Source organism: Pseudoxanthomonas sp. LjRoot125, from assembly GCF_964252705.1.
Taxonomy (GTDB): Bacteria; Pseudomonadota; Gammaproteobacteria; order Xanthomonadales; family Xanthomonadaceae; genus Pseudoxanthomonas_A.
In genome coordinates this window covers 2,927,621-2,944,858 of record NZ_CAXUOY020000001.1, presented here as the reverse complement: position 1 = coordinate 2,944,858, position 17,238 = coordinate 2,927,621, and the positions used below count along the sequence as shown (strand labels likewise).

The 17,238-nt window shown below is 67.9% G+C and carries 21 protein-coding genes, 2 tRNA genes and 1 other RNA gene; 16 read left to right on the top strand and 8 right to left on the bottom strand.

All coding sequences use genetic code 11. The features are described from left to right. The first annotated feature begins 15 nt into the window (after positions 1–15). From rnhA to dnaQ, 3 genes are read left to right on the top strand one after another with little or no spacing between them, the layout of a single operon-like run. Complete coding sequence (gene rnhA, locus ACSION_RS13675; RefSeq protein ID WP_435306341.1) at positions 16–465, top strand: ribonuclease HI; 450 nt, start codon at positions 16–18, stop codon at positions 463–465. Then, positions 462–1,025 carry a GNAT family N-acetyltransferase gene (locus ACSION_RS13670; RefSeq protein ID WP_435306340.1) on the top strand — a complete coding sequence of 188 codons (564 nt, stop codon included), beginning with the start codon at positions 462–464 and terminating at the stop codon, positions 1,023–1,025. Before rnhA ends, ACSION_RS13670 begins: the two co-directional genes overlap by 4 nt. After that, positions 1,025–1,759 (top strand): DNA polymerase III subunit epsilon, encoded by a 735-nt coding sequence (gene dnaQ, locus ACSION_RS13665; RefSeq protein WP_435306339.1) that lies wholly within the window; start codon positions 1,025–1,027, stop codon positions 1,757–1,759. The genes ACSION_RS13670 and dnaQ overlap by 1 nt, the downstream gene beginning before the upstream one ends. A 6-nt stretch (positions 1,760–1,765) precedes the next feature. On the opposite strand, the gene ACSION_RS13660 is transcribed toward dnaQ, so the two are convergent. Then, complete coding sequence (locus ACSION_RS13660; RefSeq protein ID WP_056880659.1) at positions 1,766–2,470, bottom strand: PP2C family protein-serine/threonine phosphatase; 705 nt, start codon at positions 2,468–2,470, stop codon at positions 1,766–1,768. A 216-nt stretch (positions 2,471–2,686) separates the two neighbouring features. Between ACSION_RS13660 and ACSION_RS13655 the strand changes: the two genes are divergently transcribed. Continuing rightward, positions 2,687–2,777 (top strand) — tRNA-Ser (locus tag ACSION_RS13655). Between the two features lie 117 nt (positions 2,778–2,894). Beyond that, entirely contained in the window at positions 2,895–3,302 is a 408-nt protein-coding gene (locus ACSION_RS13650; protein WP_435306338.1) for a DUF6165 family protein, read from the top strand. On the opposite strand, the gene ACSION_RS13645 is transcribed toward ACSION_RS13650, so the two are convergent. Together ACSION_RS13645 and ACSION_RS13640 are read right to left on the bottom strand one after the other, a co-directional pair. Further along, positions 3,278–4,342, bottom strand: a complete 1,065-nt coding sequence (locus ACSION_RS13645) for an NAD(P)H-dependent flavin oxidoreductase (RefSeq protein WP_435306337.1) — start codon at positions 4,340–4,342, stop codon at positions 3,278–3,280. The genes ACSION_RS13650 and ACSION_RS13645 overlap by 25 nt on opposite strands. Before the next feature lie 4 nt (positions 4,343–4,346). After that, a complete protein-coding gene (locus ACSION_RS13640; RefSeq protein WP_435306336.1) occupies positions 4,347–5,393 on the bottom strand; it encodes a glycosyltransferase family 9 protein in 1,047 nt (348 codons plus the stop codon). 19 nt (positions 5,394–5,412) lie between these two features. Between ACSION_RS13640 and ACSION_RS13635 the strand changes: the two genes are divergently transcribed. The 7 genes from ACSION_RS13635 to ACSION_RS13605 are packed head-to-tail and all read left to right on the top strand — an operon-like array spanning position 5,413 to position 10,111. After that, entirely contained in the window at positions 5,413–6,162 is a 750-nt protein-coding gene (locus ACSION_RS13635; RefSeq protein ID WP_435306335.1) for a 3-deoxy-D-manno-octulosonic acid kinase, read from the top strand. Position 6,163: 1 nt separating this feature from the next. Then, entirely contained in the window at positions 6,164–6,916 is a 753-nt protein-coding gene (locus tag ACSION_RS13630; protein ID WP_435306334.1) for an MBL fold metallo-hydrolase, read from the top strand. Next, positions 6,913–7,926, top strand: coding sequence for a GTP 3',8-cyclase MoaA (moaA, locus tag ACSION_RS13625; RefSeq protein ID WP_435306333.1), 1,014 nt, complete (start codon positions 6,913–6,915; stop codon positions 7,924–7,926). The genes ACSION_RS13630 and moaA overlap by 4 nt, the downstream gene beginning before the upstream one ends. An 18-nt stretch (positions 7,927–7,944) precedes the next feature. Beyond that, the gene (gene moaC / locus ACSION_RS13620; RefSeq protein WP_435306332.1) at positions 7,945–8,427 is read left to right on the top strand and encodes a cyclic pyranopterin monophosphate synthase MoaC; all 483 of its coding nucleotides are present in this window, start codon (positions 7,945–7,947) and stop codon (positions 8,425–8,427) included. Further along, a complete protein-coding gene (gene moaD, locus ACSION_RS13615) occupies positions 8,424–8,669 on the top strand; it encodes a molybdopterin converting factor subunit 1 (RefSeq protein ID WP_435306331.1) in 246 nt (81 codons plus the stop codon). The genes moaC and moaD overlap by 4 nt, the downstream gene beginning before the upstream one ends. Before the next feature lie 3 nt (positions 8,670–8,672). Then, positions 8,673–9,101 carry a molybdenum cofactor biosynthesis protein MoaE gene (locus ACSION_RS13610; protein ID WP_435306330.1) on the top strand — a complete coding sequence of 143 codons (429 nt, stop codon included), beginning with the start codon at positions 8,673–8,675 and terminating at the stop codon, positions 9,099–9,101. After that, positions 9,098–10,111: a beta-propeller fold lactonase family protein gene (locus tag ACSION_RS13605; RefSeq protein WP_435306329.1), complete on the top strand. Its 1,014-nt coding sequence runs from the start codon at positions 9,098–9,100 to the stop codon at positions 10,109–10,111. The genes ACSION_RS13610 and ACSION_RS13605 overlap by 4 nt, the downstream gene beginning before the upstream one ends. Before the next feature lie 135 nt (positions 10,112–10,246). Here the strand turns inward: ACSION_RS13605 and ffs are convergent. Both ffs and ACSION_RS13595 read right to left on the bottom strand, forming a co-directional pair. Then, positions 10,247–10,343: signal recognition particle sRNA small type (gene ffs / locus ACSION_RS13600), an RNA gene on the bottom strand. 72 nt (positions 10,344–10,415) lie between these two features. After that, positions 10,416–10,508: transfer RNA gene (locus tag ACSION_RS13595), tRNA-Ser, on the bottom strand. 131 nt (positions 10,509–10,639) lie between these two features. On the opposite strand from ACSION_RS13595, the gene dnaX reads away from it, so the two are divergent. From dnaX to ACSION_RS13575, 4 genes are read left to right on the top strand one after another with little or no spacing between them, the layout of a single operon-like run. Next, entirely contained in the window at positions 10,640–12,391 is a 1,752-nt protein-coding gene (gene dnaX, locus ACSION_RS13590) for a DNA polymerase III subunit gamma/tau (RefSeq protein WP_435306328.1), read from the top strand. A 7-nt stretch (positions 12,392–12,398) separates the two neighbouring features. Continuing rightward, positions 12,399–12,719 (top strand): YbaB/EbfC family nucleoid-associated protein, encoded by a 321-nt coding sequence (locus ACSION_RS13585; RefSeq protein ID WP_093297077.1) that lies wholly within the window; start codon positions 12,399–12,401, stop codon positions 12,717–12,719. 52 nt (positions 12,720–12,771) lie between these two features. Then, positions 12,772–13,368 (top strand): recombination mediator RecR, encoded by a 597-nt coding sequence (gene recR, locus ACSION_RS13580; RefSeq protein WP_435306715.1) that lies wholly within the window; start codon positions 12,772–12,774, stop codon positions 13,366–13,368. 24 nt (positions 13,369–13,392) lie between these two features. Further along, on the top strand, positions 13,393–13,746 hold the full coding sequence (locus ACSION_RS13575) for a histidine triad nucleotide-binding protein (RefSeq protein WP_435306327.1): 354 nt from the start codon (positions 13,393–13,395) through the stop codon (positions 13,744–13,746). A 67-nt stretch (positions 13,747–13,813) separates the two neighbouring features. Here ACSION_RS13575 and ACSION_RS13570 read toward each other — a convergent pair whose 3' ends face one another. The 3 genes from ACSION_RS13570 to ACSION_RS13560 are packed head-to-tail and all read right to left on the bottom strand — an operon-like array spanning position 13,814 to position 17,236. Then, the gene (locus ACSION_RS13570) at positions 13,814–14,326 is read right to left on the bottom strand and encodes a Slp family lipoprotein (RefSeq protein ID WP_435306326.1); all 513 of its coding nucleotides are present in this window, start codon (positions 14,324–14,326) and stop codon (positions 13,814–13,816) included. Positions 14,327–14,343: 17 nt separating this feature from the next. After that, complete coding sequence (locus ACSION_RS13565; RefSeq protein WP_435306325.1) at positions 14,344–16,290, bottom strand: transglutaminase TgpA family protein; 1,947 nt, start codon at positions 16,288–16,290, stop codon at positions 14,344–14,346. After that, complete coding sequence (locus ACSION_RS13560) at positions 16,277–17,236, bottom strand: DUF58 domain-containing protein (protein WP_435306324.1); 960 nt, start codon at positions 17,234–17,236, stop codon at positions 16,277–16,279. The genes ACSION_RS13565 and ACSION_RS13560 overlap by 14 nt, the downstream gene beginning before the upstream one ends. Between the last annotated feature and the right edge of the window lie 2 nt (positions 17,237–17,238).

Sequence of the window (17,238 nt, the reverse complement as noted above, 5' to 3'; positions counted from 1 at the left end):
CCGTCAAGAGACCGCATGAAGCACGTCAGCATCCATACCGATGGTTCCTGCCTGGGCAATCCCGGCCCGGGCGGCTGGGCCGCCCTCCTGCGCTATGGCGAGAAGGAGCGCGAGCTAGTGGGTGGCGAGGCCCAGACCACCAACAACCGCATGGAATTGATGGCGGCCATTGGCGCGCTGGAAGTGCTGACCGAGGCTTGCCAGGTCACGCTTCACATCGACTCCCAGTACGTCCGCCAGGGCATCACCGAATGGATGCCCAACTGGGTCCGCCGCGGCTGGAAAACCGCAGGCGGCGACCCGGTCAAGAACCGCGATCTCTGGGAACGACTGCATGCCGCCGCCGGTCGTCACCGCATCGAGTGGAAGTGGGTGAAGGGGCACAACGGCGATCCGGACAACGAGCGCGTCGACGTGCTGGCCCGCAATGAGGCCACGCGTTTCCGCAACGGTGCCGTTGCATGAGGGCGGTGCCACTGGCGCCTGGCGCCCTCGTCGCGGAAACACCGCGCCTGCGACTGCGCGCCATGGTCGACGAGCGCGCGGATGACGCCGCCCTGATGCTGACGCTGCTCAACGAACCCAGTTTCATCCAGCACATCGCCGACCGCGGCGTCCGCACGCTGGACCAGGCGAGCGAATACCTGCGCCGGGGCGCTTTGCGCAGCTATGCCGAGCATGGCCTGGGCATGTACGCCATCGAACGGAAAGATACCGGCGAACTGATCGGCAACGCCGGCCTGGTGCGGCGCGAAGGCCTGGACGGTCCCGATATCGGCTACGCGCTATTGCCCGCGCACGTCGGCCAAGGTTTGGCCGAAGAAGCAGCGCGCGCGGTCATGGCCGATGCGAAGCAACGCCTGCATCTCCACCGTCTGCTGGCGATCGTCAATCCCGACAACACGGCCTCGATCCGCCTGTTGCAGAAGCTGGGATTCGTCTTTGAGAGAATTACCACGCTGCCCCACGTCGACCGCGAAGTCGGGCTGTACCACGTTCACCTTGTTCCGGAACCCTCAGCCTGATGCGCCAGATCATCCTCGACACCGAAACCACAGGCCTGGAATGGAAGAAGGGCAACCGTGTCGTCGAGATCGGCTGCGTCGAATTACTGGAGCGCCGGCCGACCGGGCGAACCTATCACCAGTACATCAACCCGCAGCGCGAATTCGAACAGGGTGCGGCCGAAGTCACTGGTTTGAGCCTGGAGTTCCTGTCTGACAAGCCGTTGTTTGCCGACATCGCAGACGAGTTCCTGGCCTTCATCGACGGCGCCGAACTGGTGATCCATAACGCGGCCTTCGACGTGGGCTTCCTCGACTACGAACTGTCGCGTCTCGGCGAACGGTACGGACGGCTGGCTGATCGCGTTACCGTCGAAGATTCGTTGCTGATGGCGCGCCAGCGCTTTCCCGGTCAGCGCAATTCGCTGGATGCGTTGTGCAAGCGCCTGGGGGTGGACAACACCCACCGCCAACTCCACGGCGCGTTGCTCGACGCCCAGCTGCTGTGCGATGTGTACCTGAACCTGACCGCCGGGCAGAGCGAAATCGGTTTCGGTGGGACTGAAGAGGCGACGGCGGGCACCGCCGTCGCGGCCGTCATCGCCTTCGACGCATCAGGCGCCGGGCAACGTCCCCGCGTCGCGGTCACGGACGAAGAACTGGCTGCCCATGAGGCCCGGCTGGAAAAACTGCGGAAGAAGGCGGGAGGACGGTGCCTGTGGGATCCACCGGCACTGGAGCAGGTTGGCGCCTGACAGGCGTCAGTGGCAACGCACCAGGATCGCGGTGACGTTGTCAGAGCCGCCGCCATCCAGCGCGGCCGCGATCAAGGTGTCCACGCACTCCTGCGCACTGCAATCGTCGTGCTTCAGCGTGCTGGCGATGCTGGGATCGTCGACTTCCTCGGTGAGGCCGTCGCTGCACAGCAGCAGTTGCATGCCGGGGCGCAGCTCGCCCGTCATCGTTTCCACGTTCAAGTGGTTCGGGTCGGTAACGCCGAGTGCCTGGGTCACCACGTTGCGATGCGGGTGCGAGCGGGCCTGTTCGGCGGTCAGCGCGCCCTGGGCGATGAGTTCCTGGACGTAACTGTGGTCCTGGCTCAGTTGGGCCAGTTGGCCCTCGCGCCAGAGGTACGCGCGGCTGTCACCGACCCATGCCACTTCGAAGCGATTGCCCTGGATGCGGGCGGCCACCACCGTGGTGCCCATCGGCAGCGTGTCGTTGCGGCGGCGCGAGGTGCGGATGATCTCCTCGTCGGCGATCCTGATCGCCTGCGCCAGCGGTGTGCCGTCGCGAACCTCGCGGACGATGGTTTCGCGCGCCAATGCGCTGGCCACCTCGCCACAGGCGTGCCCGCCCATCCCGTCGGCCACCAGCCACAGGCCCAGCTCGCTGTCGCCGTAGTAGGTGTCCTCGTTCAGCTCCCTGCGGAGGCCGACGTGGGAGATGTGGCCGAATTCGATCATGGTGTCCTGCGCTGTGGGGACGTACTTCGCCTACCCGTTCATACGCAATGATCCGGACGGACAGGACAACCGGCAAGCCGAACCGTGTCGCGAGGGTGGTCGGGGTTCATCGTCAGGCACTCACGTGCCATCGAACGCACGGATCGGCGTCGTTCGGCTTGTCCGAAAGCGGCCCGCCACGTATCATTCACGCTCCCGGACACGTCCGGGGCCACCGGAGAGGTGGCAGAGTGGTTGAATGTACCTGACTCGAAATCAGGCATACGTTAATAGCGTATCGAGGGTTCGAATCCCTCCCTCTCCGCCAGTTTCGCGAAAGCCCCCGAAAGGGGGCTTTTTGCGTTGTGGCGCCCCGACGGGCATGCCACGGATGCTGTGGCGGGATGCGCACCCTAGAATGGCCTTCTTTGCCGGGAACCCACCCATGTCCGAGATCCTCGTCCCCGTCTCCTTCGGTGAGCTGCTCGACAAGATCGCCATCCTGCAGATCAAGTCCGAACGCATGAGCGATCCGACCAAGCTGGCCCACGTGCGCGACGAACTGACGGCGCTGGAGCAGGCCTGGATGGCGCATCCCGCGGCAGGGAACAACATCGTCGAGCTGCGCGCGCAGCTGAAGGCCGTCAACGAGCGCTTGTGGGAGATCGAGGACGACGTCCGTGTGAAGGAGAAAGCGCAGGCCTTCGACGATGCGTTCGTCCAACTGGCACGCAGCGTGTACATCGAGAACGATGAGCGCGCCCGGATCAAGAAGGCCATCAACCTCGCGCTCGGGTCGAGCTACGTCGAAGAGAAGTCGTACCAAGACTACCGGTCGGGCGCCGCGTCCTGACGCGGCAGGCCGAAGCCCTGGATCAGCGCCGCGGTGATCTCCGCTGCGGACGCGTCGCGGCAGGCCGGGAACTGCCGGCCTGCCCATAGCAGCGAGTAATCGTCCAACCCCTGCGCCTCTGCAGCTTCGCGCAATGGTGCGGAGAAAGCCGTAGCGAGCGGGAACGCGGGGGCGTCGGCCGCCAAGGGGCCCCAGGACCCCATCGCCCAGTTGACGATGCCGCGAGCCGGGCGACCGGTGAAGACATTGGTCACCGCGGTGGTGCGTGGTTCCCGCAGCGCCTGCCGGTGCACCGCGCGGGTGTCGGCTTCCGGGCACAGCAGATAGGCCGTGCCGATCTGCACGCCGGCCGCGCCCCGCGTCATCGCCCCTGCAACGCCTTGGGCATCGACGATGCCGCCTGCGGCGATCACCGGCACGTCCACGGCCGCGACCATCCGCGGCAACAGGGCCGACAGGTCTGCCTGCAGGCTCAGGTTGTCGGACAGGAAATGACCGCGATGCCCGCCGGCTTCCCAGCCTTGCGCGATCACCGCATCGACGCCGCGCGCCTGCAGCCAACGCGCTTCCTCCACCGTGGTCGCGCTGGACAGCACGCGGCAGCCCGCGGCGCGGACGCCAGCGAGCAGGTCGTCCGCGGGTAGGCCGAAATGGAAGCTCACTACCGCCGGCCGATGCGCCTGCACGAGCGCCAGCGCATCGGCATCGAAAGGCCGGCGCCCGGGCGTCGCCGCGATGCGTTCGACGTCCAGGCCGAACCGTTCGTAGTCGGGCCGTAGTCGCTGGCGCCATGCCTGTTCCCGCGACGCGTCCGATGCGGGTGATGGATGGCAGAAGAAGTTGAGGTTCCAGGGTTGGTCCGTGCCCGAGCGCAATCGCTGGATCTCCGCATCGAGCGCCGCCGGCGTCAACGCGGCCGCAGGCAGTGCACCGAGTCCACCAGCCTCGCACACGGCCACTGCCAGCCGACTGCCCTGTACGCCCGCCATCGGCGCCTGCAGCAGCGGCCAGCGGATGCCAAGCAGATCGGCCAGGTCCATAACGTCAGTCGTCCAGATCGGCGCGACGCCGCTCGAACGCCGCCACCGCGTCTTCCACGGACACCAAGTCCATCACGCCATCGTGCTCGATCTTGGTACCCCACGGGAGCTCGGTCGCCGGCTTGCCGCGGTACTTGCGGGCGGCATCGTCGTAGCGATCCACGCAGTAGCGCACGGTGGAATAGGGGCCGCTGCGTCTCGGATTGCTGGCAGCATGCAGGCCGAGCACGGCGCTGCCCATCGCGTTGGCGATGTGCATCGGGCCGGAGTCCGGCGTCACCACCAGGTCGGCGCGGGCGAGCAGGGCAGGCAGTTGCTTCAGCGTGTCCTTGCCGACCAGGTCGAGCGCGGGCGCCTGCATGGCGGCCAGAATGGCGTCGGCCGTGCGGCGTTCCAGGTCGCTGCGGCCGCCGCACAGCACCACGCGCCAGCCCTGCGCAGCCGCGTGGTCGGCAAGCGCGGCGTAGCGGTCGGCGTACCAGTTGCGGCGTTCGTGGCTGGAGCAGGGCGAGATCATCAGGGTGCGCTGGCCATCCGCCGGCCACTGCGCCGAGGCCCATGCATGCGCGTCCGTCGGAACCGGCAGGTTCCACACGACGGCGTCCTGCTTCAAGCCCAGGGGTTCGCAGAAACTGCCGATCGCATCGAGCACGTGGATGCCCGGACGGTCCGGGATGCGCTCGTTGATCACCAGCCCGTGCAGGTCCTTGGATCGGCTGCGGTCGTAGCCGATCCGGCGGCGTGCGCGGATGAAGGCCGAGAGCAGGTTGGCGCGCAGGGCTACCTGCATCTGCAGCAGTGCATCGAACCCTTCGGTGGGCAGTTCCGCGCGCAGGGCACGCATGCCGGCCAGTCCCGTCTTCTTGTCGTAGGTATGGAAGGTCACGCCCTCCAGTCCCTCGAGCAGCTTGAAGCCGCCCTTGTCGATCACCCAGTGCAACCGGGTCTGCGGCCAGTGCCGCTGCAAGGTGCGCACCAGCGGCACGACATGGGTCACGTCGCCGAGTGCGGACAGGCGGAGCAGGCAGAGCGATTGGGGAATCGTGGACAAGTGTTGTTAGACTCGCTGGATGGTCGGTTTTGACGCCTCGGAATCCCTGACGCCGTTCCGCGAAGGCAGCGGATACGGCGCGATTCTGTTCGACCGCAAACACCTGCGGCAAGCGGATCCCGATTGGTTCCTGCCGGAGAAGTGGGGAGACCGCGCCCGGCCCGTCGACAGCGGCGGCCGCGGAGGAGCCTGGTTCATCGATGCGCCCTCCAGCCAGTGTGTGCTGCGCCACTACCGCCGCGGGGGCCTGGCTTCGCGCTTCAGCCAGGATCGCTACCTCTGGCACGGCCCCGACCGCACGCGCAGTTTCGCCGAATTCCGCCTGACCCGCGCGCTGCTGGCGCGCGGCCTGCCGGTGCCACGCCCCGTCGCCGCCAGCTATGTGCGCGACGGCATGTTCTACCGCGCCGCCATCATGGTGGAGCGGTTGATGGACGTCCGCACGCTGGCCGACATCGCCTCGCAGGACGAAAGCCGGGCGCCATGGGAGAGCACGGGCCGGTTGGTGGCGCGCTTCCACCGCGCCGGCCTGGATCATGCGGACCTCAATGCGCAGAACATCCTGTTCGATGCCACCGGCCACGGTTGGCTGATCGACTTCGATCGCGGGCGCCTGCGGATTCCGGCGACGGCGTGGCGGGAGCAGAACCTGGCGCGCCTCAAGCGCTCGCTGCTCAAGCTGCGGGGCGCGCGCAGTGTCGACGAGGTCGGCGTGGAGTTCGCCCACCTGCGTCGCGCTTACGACCACGCCTGGTCGCGGGGCTATTGAGATGACGTGGGTGCTGCATTTCCATGGCGTAGGCAACGCCAGCGCGGTCGAACTGGGTTCGGCCATGGCGACCCTGGAGCGCGAGGGCAGCCCCTGGTTGACCATCGATTGTGGCGGTGAGGGCCTCACCGCGTACCACGCGCGCTATGGCGACCTGCCCGACGCCCTCTTCATCACCCATCTCCACCTGGACCACGTGGCCGGGATGGAACGGCTGTTCGTCTCGAGCTATTTCGATCCGGCACGGCGCGGCAAGGTTCGCTTGTACGTGCCCGCGCCTTTGGTCCCGCTGTTGCACCAACGCATCGGCAGCTATCCGAACGTGCTGGCCGAAGGCGGCGCGAACTTCTGGGATGCGTTCCAGCTGATTCCGGTGGGCGATGCGTTCTGGCACGACGGGCAGCGCTTGGAGGTATTCCCCGTGCGCCACCACTGGCCGGAAACGGCATTCGGCTTGCGCCTGCGCGGCAGCGTCGTCTGGACGGGCGACACGCGGCCGATCCCGGAGATGCTGGCGCGCCATGCGGATGCCGGCGAGTTGATTGCGCACGACTGCGGTCTGCACGGCAATCCGTCGCACAGCGGCATCGAGGATCTGGAGCGCGAATACTCGCCGGGACTGCTGGCCCGCTGCGTGCTCTACCACTACGCCAGCGCCGGTGATGGCGAGGCGCTGCGCGCGCGCGGATACCGGATTGCGACGCCTGGCGACGGTATCGTCTTGTCGCTGCCATCGGTCGTCGCGCTGCCGTGAACGCGCCGTCGCTGCCGCGCGACCTGCTGGGGCGCCCGCTGCACGATCTGCGGTTGTCGGTGATCGACGCGTGCAATTTCCGCTGCGGTTACTGCATGCCGGCCGACCGGGTCCCCGAGGACTACGGCACCGACGCCTCGCAACGGCTGTCCTTCGATGAGATCGACGTGCTGGTTCGCGCTTTCGTGCGACTGGGCATGCGCAAGCTGCGCCTGACCGGCGGCGAGCCGCTGCTGCGCAAGCGCCTGCCTGAGCTCGTCCGTCGTCTGGCCGCCATTCCCGGATTGGAGGACATCGCGCTGACCACCAACGGTGTGCTGTTGGCGCAGCACGCGCAGGCCCTGCACGATGCCGGGCTGCGGCGCATCACCGTCAGCCTGGATGCGCTGGATCCGGAGGTGTTCGCCGCGATGTCGGGCCAGCGCGGAAAGGTCGGCGACGTACTGGCCGGCATCGACGCCGCCATCGCCGCAGGATTCTCGCGATTGAAGATCAACGCGGTCGTGCAGCGTGGCGTCAACGAAGCCGACGTGCTTCCGCTGGTCGAGCGTTTTCGCGGCACCGGGCACGTGGTGCGCTTCATCGAGTTCATGGATGTGGGCGACAGCAACGACTGGCGGGTGGAGAAGATGGTGCCATCGTCGGTGCTGCGCGACCGGATCGGTGCGCGCTGGCCGCTGCACCCGCTGCAGGCCGAGTACCGCGGCGAAGTGGCCGAGCGCTACGCATTCGACGACGGTGGCGGCGAAGTCGGTTTCGTCAGCTCGGTCAGCACCCCTTTCTGCGGCGATTGTCACCGCGCGCGCGTGTCGGCGGATGGGCGGCTGTTCACCTGCCTGTTCGCCTCGGACGGCGCCGACCTGCGAGCGATCGTGGCGCAGGGGGAGGACGCGCTGGCGGCACACGTCGCCGGTTTGTGGTCGGCGCGCGGCGATCGCTACAGCGAACTGCGGGGTCGCCCGGAAGTGCGAGACCGGCGTCGTGTCGAGATGTATCTTATCGGCGGTTGATTTGTCCCCAGGACCCGCATGCCCCGCACCGCATTGACCCACCTCGACGCCGCCGGCCGGCCCGCGATGGTGGACGTGTCCGGCAAGGCCGTCACGGCGCGCGAGGCGCGCGCGACCTGCCGCGTGCGCTTCCCCGCCGACGTCGCGCGACAGCTGAAGCGCAACGGTCTGCGCAGCGCCAAGGGCGGCATCGTCGATACCGCGATCATCGCCGGCACGATGGCGGTCAAGCGCACGCACGAACTGATTCCGTTCTGCCACCCGCTTCCCATCGACGGCTGTCGCTTGTCCGTGGACTGGGACGGCGAGAGCGCGCTGCTGATCGAGTGCGAGGTCCGCACGGTGCACCGCACCGGGGTGGAGATGGAGGCGCTCACCGGCGCGACCGTTGCCGCGCTGACGGTGTACGACATGTGCAAGGCGCTGTCGCACGCCATCGTATTGGGCCCGGCGAAGCTGGTGGCCAAGCGGGGCGGCAAGCGCGATGTGGGGTCGCCATGAGCGTCACCCTGACCCTGCTGTACTTCGCCAGCCTGCGTGAGCGCACTGGCGTGGCGAGCGAAGCCGTGGACACCGGAGCAGCCGACTTGGCGGATCTCTATGCGGAGATCCAGGCCCGCCACGGTATCGCGTGGCCGCGAGAACACCTGCGTGTCGCCGTCGATGGCGAATTCGCGCGCTGGCAGGATCCGCTGCGGGCAGGCAGCGAGGTCGCCTTCATCCCGCCCGTGAGCGGAGGCTGAGGCATGCCCCGTTTCCTTCTTTCCTCGGAACCGCTCGATGTCGCCGTACTGGGCGCCGACCTGCGCGATCCGCGCGCGGGTGGCCATGCGACGTTCGAAGGCTGGGTCCGCGACCACCATGCCGGTCGTGCGGTGGACGGGCTGGATTACGAAGCGTATGGCGCACTGGCCGAGCGCGAAGGCGAACGGATCGTCGCCGAGGCGATGGAACGTTTCGACGTGCTGGCGGCGTGCTGTGCGCATCGCGTCGGCGCGCTGGCGATCGGCGACCTGGCGGTGTGGGTCGGGGTGAGCGCCGCGCACCGGGGTGCGGCCTTCGATGCGTGCCGCTACATCATCGATGAAGTGAAGCAGCGCGTGCCGATCTGGAAGCGCGAGCACTATCGCGAAGGAGATGCCGACTGGCTGCATCCCGTGGCGGACGGCCCATGAGCGTGCTTCGTCGATCCGTCTTCGGGTTCTTGATCGCGCTGGGATGCGCGGGCGCGCCCCCGGTGCAATCGGCGGAACTGCTGGTCGGTAACAAGTCGGGCGATACGGTCTGGCGTCTTTCCCTGCGCGATGGTCGCCGGATCGGCGAGTACAGGACCGGTGAAGCGCCGCACGAAATTGCGGTGGCCCCGGACGGACGCTTGGCGGTAGTGACGAACTACGGCGGCTCGAAGTCGGGCAACACACTCTCGGTGCTGGACCTGGTAAGCGGCAAGCCGACGCGCACCATCGACCTGGGCCAGCACAGCGCGCCGCATGGTGTTCGCTTCCTGGCCGACGGGCGCCGCGTGCTGGTCACCACGGAGGCCTCCGCCAGCCTGGTGGTCGTGGATGTGGCATCGGGCGAGGTCGAGCGCAGCATCGATGTTGGCGGCGGCACCGGGCACATGCTGGCGTTGTCGCCGGACGGGCAGGTGGCTTACCTGACCAAGATCCAGGCCGGGACGATCAGCCGGATCGACCTGGCCACAGGCGCAAGGATCGAAAAACCCGCCGGCAAGGGCGCGGAGGGCGTGGCCGTTCGGCCGGACGGCGCCGAAGTCTGGGTGACCAACCGCGAGGACGGCACGCTGACCGTGCACGACCCGCGGACGCTGGCGGTCAAGCGTCGGATGAGCAGCAAGGGCTTTCCGATCCGTGTGGCTTTCTCCGCGGACGGCGCGCTGGCTTTCGTCACCAATGCGCGCGCGGCCACGTTGGCTGTGTTCAATGCGCGCACCAAGGTGCCGGTAGCGACGGTCCCGCTCTCTCGCGAGGACATGGCGTATCAGCCCACCATGCTCGGCAACGCCGCGTTACCTATCGGCGTCGTGGTGGCCGCAGACCGTCCGCGCGCCTACGTGGCCATCAGCGGCGGCGACCGTATCGCCGTGGTCGACACGCAGCGTTGGCAGGTCATCGACTACTGGGTGACCGGGCGCGAACCCGACGCGCTGGGCATCATCGACTGAATCGCGTGCGTAGCGGTGCCTGAAAAGGCGGCGGCCCCGCTGGCTGGCCGCGCCCCGCGGTAGATCCGCTCCACGGAGAATGATGCCGTCGCAACGGCAGGCGCGAATGAATAACTCGCGCTTTAAAAGGCGGTGGCCCCGCCGGCTGGCCTCGGCGCCCGCATCGATCGATACCGTTGCTGCCTTCCGGCCCTGGCGGGATTTTCGACCTAGCGTCGCGAGGGGCCGACGGGGCCACCATAGAAACGAAACCGCGCCGGGGCGCGGTCCGTTGTCATCCCGACGAGGCGGGATGCATCGAATCTGGCGGAGAGAGGGGGATTCGAACCCCCGAAGCGCGGTTTAGACGCTTACACACTTTCCAGGCGTGCTCCTTCAACCACTCGGACACCTCTCCGGGACCTGAACGCGACCGTGGGCCGCTTTCAGGGCCGTGAATTCTAGCCTCCGGCGAGGCGGGCCACAAGCGAAGCCGGTCACCGCCTGCATCCGGTCGGGGCCGCTTGCATGCCATGGCACAATGTCGGCATGTCCTACCTTGTCCTCGCCCGCAAGTGGCGCCCCAAGCGTTTTGCCGAACTGGTGGGCCAGGAACACGTGGTCCGCGCGCTGACCAACGCGCTGGATTCCGGCCGGGTGCACCATGCCTTCCTGTTCACCGGCACCCGTGGCGTCGGCAAGACCACGATCGCCCGCATCTTCGCCAAGTCGCTGAACTGCGAGAAGGGCACCAGCGCCGATCCCTGCGGCCAGTGCGCGGCCTGCCTGGACATCGATGCCGGGCGCTACATCGACCTGTTGGAGATCGACGCCGCGTCGAACACCGGCGTGGACGACGTGCGCGAGGTGATCGAGAACGCGCAGTACATGCCGTCGCGCGGCAAGTTCAAGGTCTACCTGATCGACGAAGTCCACATGCTCTCGAAGGCGGCGTTCAATGCGCTGCTGAAAACGCTCGAAGAGCCGCCGGAGCACGTCAAGTTCCTGCTCGCCACCACCGACCCGCAGAAGCTGCCGGTGACGGTGCTGTCGCGCTGCCTGCAGTTCAACCTCAAGCGGCTGGACGAAGAACAGATCCGCGGCCAGATGACGAAGATCCTCGGCGCCGAGCAGATCGAAGCCGACACCGGGGCGATCGCCCAGCTCGCGCGTGCGGCCGATGGCTCGCTGCGTGATGGCTTGTCGCTGCTCGACCAGGCCATCGCCTATGCGGGCGGCGCGCTGCACGACGACGGGGTGCGGACGATGCTGGGCACGGTGGACCGCACCCAGGTCAACGCGATGCTCGCTGCGCTGGCCCAAGGCGATGGCGAAACACTTCTCCGGGTCATCGCAGGCCTGGCCGAGTTCTCGCCCGATTGGGGTGGGGTGCTGGATGCGGTGGCCGAAGCGCTGCACCGGATCCAGGTGCGCCAGCTGGTGCCATCCGCGGCCGTCGAGGCCGAGGGCGTCGACGTGGAGTCCTTTGCCGGACAGCTGCGGCCGGAAGTGGTGCAGCTGTGGTACCAGATGGCGATCAATGGCCGACGCGACCTGCACCTGGCGCCGAGCGGGCGCGCGGGCTTCGAAATGAGCCTGCTGCGGATGCTGGCGTTCCGTCCCGCCCAGAACGGCGAGATGCGCGGCGAAGGCAAGTCGGCGCCCGTGATCGTGGAAGCGGGCGGAGCGATGGCCTCGGCGGCGCCTGCCAAGCCGGTGCGCACGGCGGAACCGGTCCGCCAGGAAATGCCGGTCCCGGCCGCGCCCGCGCGCACCGAGGTCGTTACCGCGCCACCGCCACCGCTGCAGGCGTTGGCTGACGACCCGCCCTGGGCGCCGGTGTCCGCATCCGCGCCGCCTGCGCCGCCCCCCCCGGCGGCCACCCCGATGCCCGCCGACATCGGCATCATCGACGCCGAGACCTGGCTGCATTTCGCCAGTACCTGTGGCTTGAAGGGCGTCGGCAAGCAGCTGGTGGAGAACGTCGCCTTCTCCGGATACGCACACGGCACGCTGACGTTGGCACTGGACAGCGGCTTCGACTACCTGCGTTCGGAGCGCACGCTCGGCGAACTGGCGGCCGCGATCGCGGACCGTTACGGCGTCGCGCCACGGCTCGCCTTCGCGTCCACCCACGGCGCGGCCGAGGCCGAAACGCTCAAGGAGCGCAGCCACCGGCAGCGCGACGAGCGCCAGAGCGTGGCTGAGGAAACCTTCATGAACCATCCGGACGTCCAGCGCCTGGTGCAGCAGCACGGCGCCCGGCTCGTCCCGGATTCCATCCGTCCTTACGAAGAGTGATCACGACATGCGTGGAAACATCGCCCAACTGATGCAGCAGGCGCAGAAGATGCAGGAAAACCTGCAGCGCGCCCAGGAAGAATTGGCCAAGCTGGAAGTCACCGGCAACGCCGGCGCCGGCATGGTCAGCGTGACGCTGACCGGCGCCAAGGAGTGCCGCAAGGTGCGCATCGATCCGTCCGTGCTGTCCGATGCGGAGATGCTGGAGGATCTGATCGCAGCGGCATTCAATGACGCGTCGAACAAGGTCGACGCCGAGTCCAAGTCGCGCATGGGCGCGGCCACGGCCGGCATGCCGATGCCGCCGGGCATGAAGCTGCCGTTCTGACGCGCACCGGTCCGGCGCCCGCGTAGATGGCGGGCGCGGATCGGGGATGACGATGTCCAGTCCGCTGCTCGAACAGCTCATCGAATCGTTGCGCGTGTTGCCCGGTGTCGGGCAGAAGACCGCGCAGCGGATGGCCTACCACCTGCTCGACCGCGAGCGGGACGGGGGCAAGCGCCTGGCGGCTGTGCTCGCCGATGCACTCGAACGCATCGGCCACTGCACGCAGTGCCGCGACTTCACCGAAGGCACGCTCTGCGGGATATGCGCGAGCGGCAGCCGTGATCGCCACCAGCTCTGCGTGGTGGAGTCGCCGTCGGACCGCTTGGCGATAGAACAGGCCACCGGCTACCGCGGCGTCTACTTCGTCCTGCATGGCAGGCTCTCGCCGCTGGACGGCATCGGCCCGCGTGAGCTCGGGCTGGATGCATTGACCCGCCGCCTGAGTGCGGGCGAGGTGGGCGAGATGATCATCGCCACCAATCCCACGGTCGAAGGCGAGGCCACTGCGCACTACCTCGCCCAACTGGCGCGCCAACAGGGCGTGCGACCCAGCCGGCTCGCGCACGGCGTACCGCTGGGTGGCGAGTTGGAATACGTCGATCGCGGCACGCTGGCGCATGCCTTCGGTGGCCGCAGCGAAATGACCTGATACCGCCCACGAGGACGCGACTCCATGACCGACACGATCTTCGCCCGCATCATCCGTCGCGAGATTCCCGCCACCATCGTCTATGAAGACGAGGACGTGCTGGGCTTCAAGGACATCGCACCCCAAGCGCCGGTGCATGTGCTCTTCATCCCCAAGCACGAAGCCATTCCGACACTCGATGATGTGCGCCCGGAACAGGCCGCACTGGTCGGGAAGCTGGTGCTGGCGGCGGCGGAGTATGCGCGCCGGGAAGGATTCGCCGAGGATGGCTACCGCGTGGTGATGAACTGCCGCGAGCACGCCGGACAGACCGTCTTCCATATCCACCTGCACTTGCTGGCCGGCGCACCGCTGGGGCGTTTCGGCACGCCGGGTTGATACGGCCGCAGGACGCAATGAGAAAAGCCGCCCATCGGGCGGCTTTTTCGTCATGTGGCGGGTGATGTCACCACCAGCTCCAGCGACCCCAGCGCGGGCCCCAGTAGGGGTCGTAGTACGGGTACGGGCGAACCTCGACTTCGCGTACTTCCGGCCACAGGTAGACCACCTCGGCCGCCACGCGCGGCAACTGGTAGTCGTAGTCACCGATACGCGTGCTTTCGTAGCCATCGATCTTGCCTACGAAGGTCACTTCGCGACCCTCGGCGAACACGGCGGGATCGTAGAAGCCGGCGCGGCAGGCGATGAAGCGGCCATCGGTGGCGTCCGGTGCGCTGGAAAGCGGGCGACCCGTACCCGACAGCGGGCGGGAGACCAGTTGGAAGCAGGTGGTGTCCTGCGCGGGCGTGGTGCTGATGATGCGACCGCCCCAGCGGACGGATGCGCCCACCTGTGGCGTGGCAACGGAGTCGCGCGGATTGACGGGAGTGAAGCTGCCCTGCAGGGGCTGGGGCGCGGTGGCGCAGGCCGACAACAGGACGGCGGTGGAAGCGGCGAGGACAGCGAAGCGAAGATTCATGGCCAGTCTCCAGTGGGTCACGGGCGGTGCCGGCGCAGGTCTTCGATCAGTGCGCGGTGATCCCCCTCATCCGGAGCGTAGCGCGCCGCAGCGAAACGCCGGCTGAGTGAAAACAGCAGGTTCGCACCCTGCGGGCGCCGGGTAGCGACCCGGCGCACCCACTCCGAGGCCGTTTCGTGCGGTTCGCGAGCCAATCCGAAGCGTGCGTAGCGCCGACCCAGCTGACGCCAGGCGCGCAGCAGCGGATCGCGTTCGCGCTCGGCACGCGCCAGCCACCATGCCATCCAGCCCAGCGTGCCGAGCGCCGCGAGGCCGAAAAGCAGGCCCAGCCCGGTGCTGCCGAGCCCGTTCGCACCCAGTCGCTCCAGCAACTGCGTCTGCCGGCGGGCGTCGAACCCGAGGACGAGGTCGTTCCAGCCACGCCGCAGCCAGTCGCTCACGCTGCCGAAACCTCCCAGCGTGAGTCTTCCGGCTTCCACGCCTTCGCCCAACCGATCCTCCAGTGTGTCGTAGATGCGTTCGGGTGCGACGGCGGCGGTGGGATCGACGCGGACCCAGCCGCGCTCGGGTAGCCACACTTCTGCCCAGGCATGGGCATCCATTTGCCGGATGACCCAGTAACCGCCTAGGCGGTTGTAGACGCCACCCGTGTAGCCGGTCACCACGCGAGCGGGTATGCCTGCGGCGCGCATCAGGAAGACGAACGAAGAACTGAAGTGTTCGCAGTAGCCCTGTTTCTGATCGAACAGGAACTCGTCCACGGCGTTCCTGCCAGGCAAAGGAGTATCCAGCGTGTAAGCGAATTCTGCGCGGATCCAATCCAGCGCACGCTGCATGACCGCGCGATCGTCATCGCCGGCATCCTGCCGCCATTGCGCTGCCAATCGTCGTGTCCGTGGGTTGAATCCATCGGGCAGTTGCAGGGCCTGTTGGCGCAGCATCGCCGGCAATGTCGACTCGAAGCGAGCCGGTGTCGAGGACTGCATGCGCCAACGCGTGAGTGCGCTCAGCGGCGTGCGCACGGTCATCGCGTAATCGTTCGCCAGGTGGGCGCCTTCCGGCGCGGACGTGGGCAGATCCAGGGCGACCAGCTGTCGGCGATCGGTGGGCTCGACTTCAAGCTGGTAATCCCAGCGAGCGGGGCTTCGCGAGGTCTGCGCGGGCGGCAGTCCGCGCAGCCAGGGTGCCTGCGTCCATGTGCGTCCGTCGTAGTTCCACAGGACGGGTCCACGCCAGTACATCTGACCCGGCGCGGGCGTGGCACCAAAGAATTGCACGCGCAGCGCTGGATCTTCATCGGCCATGAGGTCCAGCCAGCCTCCCGGCGACATGTCCTCGCCGAGGCCAGGTTTGGCGAGCGCGCGCTCCGGGACACCCCACAGGGGCGAGGCGAAACGAGGGAATAGCCAGAAGGCCGCCAGTACCAGCGGCAGACCGATGAGTACCAGCCGCCCTACCAGCGCCAGGCGCGGCAGCACTGTCGGCGAATCCGCCGTGGCGCGAGCCTCGACGTCGGCCAGTCGCTGCAGCGCGATGAGGCCGGCGCACAGGCCGAACAGGCCCAGCGTCATCGTCAACGGCCCCTGGTCGAGCAGGAACGCTGCGAACGGGGCGAAGAAAGCGAAACCGAGCAGGCTGCGGTTGTCGCGCAGCCCCTGCGTTTCGGTTGGCTTGAGGGCGAGCATCGCTGCCAGCAATGCGCATCCCGTGTCGCGCCCGAACCGCAGGCCGGTGGCGTAGAGAACGGCAGCGAGCATCGCCAGCGCCAGCAGGATTCGGAGCCAAGCCGGCAACGGACGCCACCAGGACGCGATGCCCAGCACGACGCCGACAGCGCCGAGTGCCAGTGCCAGCGACAGGGGCAGCTGCAGCAGCAGTGCGAGCAGGCAAAGCGCCGCACTGCCCAGCGTCCACAGGCGGCTGGAACGGTCGGGGATGGGCGCGTCAGGCCTAGCGGTCGGCATACGGCATCAGCGCAAGCGCGCGCAGGCACAGATGGCGATGGAGGGCACCGTTCGCGGGGCCCAGGGACGGTTGGCCCGGGAGCGTGAGCCGATAGCGTCGTCCTTCGCGTTCGCCGAGCTCCACCCAATGCGCGAGGCGTCGAATCCGGTCTTCGTGCGCAAGGGTGCCCAGCGCGTCCCACTCCAGCCTGACCTCCACCCCGACAGGCTGTTCGTATTCTCGCACCAGCAGCACGTCGCGCCGCGCGGACGGCTTCCATGCGATCGTGCGCGGGGCATCGCCCGGGCGATAACCGCGCAGGTGATGGACATCGTCGCCGGCCGGGTCGAGCTTCGCGCGCTGGCCGGTGCGTCCCCCCTCCGGCAACGGGGGGCCGTGTACTTCGAGTGCCGGATAGACGAGCAGCGGCGGCGGCCAGATCCACGACCAGGCGCGCGCCAGGCCGAGGGGCTGCGTCGTCGAGACGCGTAGTCGACCGATGTCATGCCAGCCGCGCCGTTGCGTCGGCAGTCCCAGCTCCACGACGGTGCCCTCGGCGGACATCGCAGGTGCGAACGCGGCCGTCTCCGCGCCATCCAGCCTGAGGCCCCGACGCAGGCGACCGTCGCGCGCTGACAGTGCGATGTGCAGCATGAGCGATTCGCCGGCATGCACGGGGTCGGCCGATACCGCGTCCATGCGCAGGCCGGACAATTGCAGGTGGGCGAAAATGAGGCTCGACATCGCCGTTGCGCCCAGCAACAGGGCCATCAGCAGTGCCGGGTTGTTGTTGTAGTTCAGTGCACCCAACGCCATGGCCAGCACGAGCGCCGCATAGAAGAGGCCGAAGCCCGTCGGCAGCACGTAGACGCGTCGTCGGTCCAACTGCACCGGCAACACCTCCGCCGCGCGCGGGCGGGCGAGCTGCGCCAGCCGCCGCGCCAGCGATGCGCGCAAGCCCGTCATTC

Excerpts from the sequence above, each read along its gene's own strand:
- rnhA (WP_435306341.1), top strand. The coding sequence starts at position 16 with ATGAAGCACGTCAGCATCCATACCGATGGTTCCTGCCTGGGCAATCCC.
- ACSION_RS13670 (WP_435306340.1), top strand. The coding sequence starts at position 462 with ATGAGGGCGGTGCCACTGGCGCCTGGCGCCCTCGTCGCGGAAACACCG.
- dnaQ (WP_435306339.1), top strand. The coding sequence starts at position 1,025 with ATGCGCCAGATCATCCTCGACACCGAAACCACAGGCCTGGAATGGAAG.
- ACSION_RS13660 (WP_056880659.1), bottom strand. The coding sequence starts at position 2,470 with ATGATCGAATTCGGCCACATCTCCCACGTCGGCCTCCGCAGGGAGCTG.
- ACSION_RS13650 (WP_435306338.1), top strand. The coding sequence starts at position 2,895 with ATGTCCGAGATCCTCGTCCCCGTCTCCTTCGGTGAGCTGCTCGACAAG.
- ACSION_RS13645 (WP_435306337.1), bottom strand. The coding sequence starts at position 4,342 with ATGGACCTGGCCGATCTGCTTGGCATCCGCTGGCCGCTGCTGCAGGCG.
- ACSION_RS13635 (WP_435306335.1), top strand. The coding sequence starts at position 5,413 with ATGGTCGGTTTTGACGCCTCGGAATCCCTGACGCCGTTCCGCGAAGGC.
- ACSION_RS13630 (WP_435306334.1), top strand. The coding sequence starts at position 6,164 with ATGACGTGGGTGCTGCATTTCCATGGCGTAGGCAACGCCAGCGCGGTC.
- moaC (WP_435306332.1), top strand. The coding sequence starts at position 7,945 with ATGCCCCGCACCGCATTGACCCACCTCGACGCCGCCGGCCGGCCCGCG.
- moaD (WP_435306331.1), top strand. The coding sequence starts at position 8,424 with ATGAGCGTCACCCTGACCCTGCTGTACTTCGCCAGCCTGCGTGAGCGC.
- ACSION_RS13610 (WP_435306330.1), top strand. The coding sequence starts at position 8,673 with ATGCCCCGTTTCCTTCTTTCCTCGGAACCGCTCGATGTCGCCGTACTG.
- ACSION_RS13605 (WP_435306329.1), top strand. The coding sequence starts at position 9,098 with ATGAGCGTGCTTCGTCGATCCGTCTTCGGGTTCTTGATCGCGCTGGGA.
- dnaX (WP_435306328.1), top strand. The coding sequence starts at position 10,640 with ATGTCCTACCTTGTCCTCGCCCGCAAGTGGCGCCCCAAGCGTTTTGCC.
- ACSION_RS13585 (WP_093297077.1), top strand. The coding sequence starts at position 12,399 with ATGCGTGGAAACATCGCCCAACTGATGCAGCAGGCGCAGAAGATGCAG.
- recR (WP_435306715.1), top strand. The coding sequence starts at position 12,772 with ATGTCCAGTCCGCTGCTCGAACAGCTCATCGAATCGTTGCGCGTGTTG.
- ACSION_RS13575 (WP_435306327.1), top strand. The coding sequence starts at position 13,393 with ATGACCGACACGATCTTCGCCCGCATCATCCGTCGCGAGATTCCCGCC.
- ACSION_RS13570 (WP_435306326.1), bottom strand. The coding sequence starts at position 14,326 with ATGAATCTTCGCTTCGCTGTCCTCGCCGCTTCCACCGCCGTCCTGTTG.
- ACSION_RS13565 (WP_435306325.1), bottom strand. The coding sequence starts at position 16,290 with ATGCCGACCGCTAGGCCTGACGCGCCCATCCCCGACCGTTCCAGCCGC.
- ACSION_RS13560 (WP_435306324.1), bottom strand. The coding sequence starts at position 17,236 with ATGACGGGCTTGCGCGCATCGCTGGCGCGGCGGCTGGCGCAGCTCGCC.